The organism is uncultured Candidatus Kuenenia sp., assembly GCF_900696675.1.
Classification (GTDB): Bacteria; Planctomycetota; Brocadiia; order Brocadiales; family Brocadiaceae; genus Kuenenia; species Kuenenia stuttgartiensis_A.
The window spans coordinates 1-4,926 of record NZ_CAADGZ010000186.1; the positions used below are offsets into that span (position 1 = coordinate 1).

The following is a 4,926-nucleotide window of genomic DNA, read 5'->3' on the forward strand; positions in this document are numbered from 1 at the left end:
TTTGGATAGTTTCTGATAAACGCTTTATTACATCATCTGAAAATATTCGACCTCCTACTCTATGCATGTACACAGTGTAACATACGGTTAACACGGTGTCCAGCAAAAAATATGGGTCATCCCCAGCTAAAAAGAGGGGATTTAGGGGTGTGTAAATATTCTAAAATCATATTTGTTTGACTATAGAAGATGTTTTCGTCGTATTCCTTCCTGATAAGCTGGCTGTGTACAACTAACTCATTAACAACTGACCAATCATCCTTTGCCAGATCCAGAAATCCTTTTACCGCTTCCTCACGCATGGGATACACGACTGTGATGCTCAAGAGATCATCTTCTACATTTCCAGTGAAAGCAAAGGCATTCCCCTCGTAGCCAATAATGAAGGAAATAAAGGGCGAAGACAGGTTGGTATCAATGGCAAATTATTTTAGGTAAAATGATCAAAAGAAGTGGAAATACAATATTTCCACGTATGATGTGGTTGATCCAAGAGGAGTCTATAAGGGCATATAATTAAAACTCAAGGCATATGAGAATAATCAGGACACTTCCCATATTTCTTGATTGATCTGGGAAAATAAGAGGAAGTGTCCCTATATTTATAATAATGATAAAGGAAAATACTTAAGCAAATTTTTCAAATTTTTCTTTAGTAGCATTGCAAAGAGGGCACGTGTCAGGAGCTTCACCCTCCAAAGTATAACCACAAACGGAACATACCTGGATTGCATCAAGTTTTGGATCATTATTATTATTCACTGCATCTTTCGCCTTATCAAACAGCTTTTTATGCATTTTTTCTGTTCCCAAAGCCCATTCAAAACTTCGTTGTGCATCATTTTCCTTCTGAAATTTTGCAACTTCAATAAAAACAGGGTACATTTCATTGATTTCAAACTCTTCCCCCATCAGAGCAAGACCCAGATTCTTTAGCGTTTCACCGGGACCGAAAGTCGCAGCACTATTCGCCACAAATCCACCGTTCAAATGTTTTAATGTTTCATAATGGCTTCTTGCATGAATCGTTTCTGCATGAGCAATTGCCCTGAATAATCGACCGGCATTAGGATAGCCTTCTTTATCAGCCAGGTTCGCAAAATGGGTGTAGCGCATAAAGGCCTGACTTTCACCCCCAAATGCATTAATCATATTCTGTTCTGTCATCTTTCTCATGTGTATATTCCTCCCCACTGGTTTAATTATAAAATATGCTTAAAAACTTCCTTCATTGTCACTGGTTTTCATGATTAATCTTTAAATTTTGCCATTGCATTGCTAAAAGCGGATTTCAGTGCTTCCCAAGCTGTTTCTGACCCTGCTTTGATATCCTCCCAGGATTCTTCTGCTGCAGATTTGAGTTGTTGGAGCTTGCCTTGCAATGCTTTATAGTCGTTTTCCAATGAATCGATGTTCTTATAGTATTCTATCTTTGCTTCTGCATTTGCCTTGTCCGCTTTGGCCTTTAAATTCTCAATCTTTGATCTCCATTCCCTTAGTTGTGCATCTAGCTTTTCTTCATATGCCTTTCTCTTATCCATAACAAATCTCCTCTTTCTAAATACGCCCGATTAAAAGTAAAATGAGTAAAATTATCAGGATAAATCCCAAAGAACCGCTTGGATAAAACCCCCAACTTATACTATAGGGCCACGTCGGTAATGCCCCAAGAAGAGCTAAAACGAGTAGTACTATCAGTATCGTTCTTAACAATTTATATCTCCTTTTAAAATGGTATAAGATGAAACATATTTTGCTTTTCCACACCTTGAAAGTCTGAAAAAGTATTTCAAACCGGCGGTCTTCGCCTCCCGAATAATCCGGCTATCAAAAAGAAGATAAAGACAACTATAAAAATAAAGAACAATATCTTTGCTATCCCTGCCGACGCAGCAGCCAACCCGCCAAAACCTAAAAAAGCAGCAACAATTGAAATGATAAAAAAAACCAAAGCCCAGTAAAGCATAGTACTATCTCCTTTCATTTTAAAAAAAATTTAAATAACGATTTCTACAGTTTTCATGCAAAAAACCCTTAACAACAAATGGGAAAAATATGTTTATCAAAAATGCACCTGCAGTAAGAATATCTGACAAAAGAATTGACTGACGCAGACTACCATTGTTTTGTTTTGTCGCTATCTTCAACAAATAACTTGCCCGTCACAAGAAGGTTTTGAATTGCTTCCTGATAATACGGCTTTCCCCTGCTTGCAAGGGAACCAGGAAACGTTGCAAGCGTTATATCTGCACATGATTCTGTAAATTCATTCAGTACAATTGCACACCGTTGATCATACGACAAAGTAACATTATGAATCATAGGAAAATCGAAAAGGCTTACCCAAAACTCGGTAGTTTTTTTATCGACTTCCGTAGCATTCTCCTTTATCGTCCTGACTTCCAGCCTGACTAATATTTCTTTTGATTCGATGTTGACTTTTATTACACTCGTTTTATAGTTTCTCTCGATACCTTCTACCATAAGGTTATCTTCCTCTAACTGAAGGGACCCATGGCTTTGTTCAAGCCGTTCAATATCAACCATTCGCGAAAATTTATCGCCGGCTCCTTCCAAAATCAACATCTGCTTTTCAATTATTGTCTGTGCAGTTTGATACAAACGCGTTAAATACTCTTTATGCATATTATTGGATAGAGAAGAAACAGACATTTTTTCTTTCATATATTCAAAAAATGGTTTCAGATTAAAACTTTCATGGAAATTATTTGCAATAAGTTCAAAATTTAACATTTGCTCATTCAGTTTAAACGTATCAGCTTCAGAAAATATTTTTATACTTGAATTGAACAGGTCTTCACGCAATTTATTTTCCGCTTCTTCTTGTTTCCTCATAATACCGGAGTAGACTTGAATTGCTTCCATGGTGAGTACTCCTCTTTCTGTAAGTGCTTTAGCAGCCGCCCGTTCCTTTAAATAATTGGAGCCTAAATATCCGGAAACAAGAATAGCCGTTGCAACAAAAAGACTTCCGCATGGTCCGATATAACAACTGATAAGCCTTTCTACCCTGCTACAATATTGAATATTCGTCTCTTCTTTCTCATATTCCATGCTTATTTTCTCTGTATAAAGGAATCAACATTCTTTTATCTTACAATCCTATATGAATAGGTTCTGTTTCAAAATAAATAACATTGATTTTAAAAAAGGCATTTCTATTACTATTATTTCTCCAGAAAATCGTTACAGTTTTTTTAGACACTTTTCCAACAAAATACTTTGTTCATATTATAAGGCTACCAAAGTTCTTTGTTGATATTTTCATCAAATAATTTTCCTGTCATGAGGAGGTTTTGAATCACTTCCTGATAATAGGGTTTTCCCCTTACGGCCAAAGAACCAGGGAATGTTACCAGTGTGATATCCGCACATGATTCTGTAAATTCATTCAATACAATTGCACACCGTTGATCATGTAACAGGGTAACATTATGAATCATAGGAAAATTAAAATAATCTAGCCTATACTCAGAAATTATTGTATTAACGTCTTCTGAAGATTTTCTCTGTGTTCTTATTTCCAACCTGACCAACATTTCTTTTAATTTATCGTTCGCTTTTCGTACATAAATTTTATAGTTTCTCTTTATCCCTTCTACAATAAGACTTTCTTCTTCTAGTTGAAGACTTCCCTGAATTTGCCCCAGCCTTTCCAAATCTACCATTCGTGAAAATTTCTCACCCTCTCCTTCTAAAACCATCATTTGCTTTTTCATTATCGATTTTGCTGTAGCATATAAACGAGTTAAATATATTTCTTTCGGGGCATATCCCGAAGAAACTTGTATTTGTTCTCTTATAAAACTAAAAAAAGGTTTCAAATTAAAAGTTTCATGGAAGTTTAAAGCAAGAAGTTCCAAATTTAATATTTGTTCTTCAAGTTTACAGGTATCCGGCATAGAAAACACTTTCATACTTGAATTAAACATATCTTCGTGCAATTTATTTTCCGCCTCTTCTTGTTCCCTCATCATATCGGAGTATATCTGTATTGCCTCCATGGTGAGTACACCCTTTTCTGAACGTGCTTTAGCAGCTGCCCGCTCCTTTAAATAATTGGAACCTAAATATCCTGAAATAAGTATTGCAGTTGCAATAATCAGGCTGCCACATGGCCCTAGATAATGTGTAGTAAACTTTTCAAATTTAGTACCCAAATATTTTTCTTTTTTAGCTTTTTCTTTCTCCGCCATGCTTATCTTCTCCTTGCCAGGAAAGAACCGTTTTTTTCTTCTAAAACGAAATCATATTGGATCGCATTCTCATAGATATATATTAAAATCGGTTCTGACATTAATTCTTCATTCCGTATTATAAGAAGGCCACGTCCTTTCCCCGGCACATATAATGAATAGGATCCATATTGTGCACATTTTGAAGAGTAAGTCTTTCCGGATGTTAGCATTTCAAGTTTTATCTCTGACCCTTCTGCTATTGGCTTTCCATCTTTTTTTATTGTTCCGTAAATTTCTCCCGAAAAAGCAATAGTAGTATTAAGCAACAGAAACAATATAACTATTAAATATTTTTTCATTCCCGATTCCTTCATTGCCTCCAAATGCTTAATCGATTAGTAGGTATGCATTACTTTTAAAGGAGTTGTCATGATATAATCATTACTGGTCTGTGCCCCATGGCATTTAATACATGATGACAGCTTACCGGCCAGCTTGATGGTCTTCGTCTCTCCGCCTTCTTCTTTCTCTGTGACCATAACGTCACCATTCGGTTCATATTTAATCCAGAACCAATCCTTCGCATCAGGATCAAAACCTTTGTAACACTTTAGTTCTTTGAAAAATTAACAAGCGATATTATAAGTTAAGCCGGAAGTGGTTTTTGTTAAAAGAGCTTTTTTGGCGTATGCCAGAAGGTTTTCCACGGGGTTGTCTCCTTGCAATT

Annotated in this window: 8 protein-coding genes; all 8 read right to left on the minus strand. The window is 36.0% G+C overall.

The genetic code is table 11. The annotated features are described in order from the left end of the window. Positions 1–116: 116 nt before the first annotated feature. Positions 117–326, minus strand: coding sequence for a hypothetical protein (locus QZT26_RS16420; protein ID WP_157775639.1), 210 nt, complete (start codon positions 324–326; stop codon positions 117–119). 301 nt (positions 327–627) lie between these two features. Beyond that, on the minus strand, positions 628–1,176 hold the full coding sequence (locus tag QZT26_RS16425) for a rubrerythrin family protein (protein ID WP_099323693.1): 549 nt from the start codon (positions 1,174–1,176) through the stop codon (positions 628–630). A gap of 74 nt (positions 1,177–1,250) precedes the next feature. Beyond that, the gene (locus tag QZT26_RS16430; protein ID WP_099323694.1) at positions 1,251–1,541 is read right to left on the minus strand and encodes a coiled coil domain-containing protein; all 291 of its coding nucleotides are present in this window, start codon (positions 1,539–1,541) and stop codon (positions 1,251–1,253) included. Positions 1,542–1,789: 248 nt separating this feature from the next. After that, a complete protein-coding gene (locus tag QZT26_RS16435) occupies positions 1,790–1,966 on the minus strand; it encodes a DUF1328 family protein (protein ID WP_099323696.1) in 177 nt (58 codons plus the stop codon). A 149-nt stretch (positions 1,967–2,115) separates the two neighbouring features. Next, entirely contained in the window at positions 2,116–3,075 is a 960-nt protein-coding gene (locus tag QZT26_RS16440; RefSeq protein WP_099323697.1) for a hypothetical protein, read from the minus strand. A gap of 185 nt (positions 3,076–3,260) precedes the next feature. Further along, entirely contained in the window at positions 3,261–4,217 is a 957-nt protein-coding gene (locus tag QZT26_RS16445; protein WP_164995108.1) for a hypothetical protein, read from the minus strand. Positions 4,218–4,219: 2 nt separating this feature from the next. Then, the gene (locus QZT26_RS16450; protein WP_099323699.1) at positions 4,220–4,558 is read right to left on the minus strand and encodes a hypothetical protein; all 339 of its coding nucleotides are present in this window, start codon (positions 4,556–4,558) and stop codon (positions 4,220–4,222) included. Between the two features lie 36 nt (positions 4,559–4,594). After that, complete coding sequence (locus QZT26_RS16455) at positions 4,595–4,738, minus strand: hypothetical protein (RefSeq protein WP_295103702.1); 144 nt, start codon at positions 4,736–4,738, stop codon at positions 4,595–4,597. Positions 4,739–4,926: the final 188 nt, after the last annotated feature.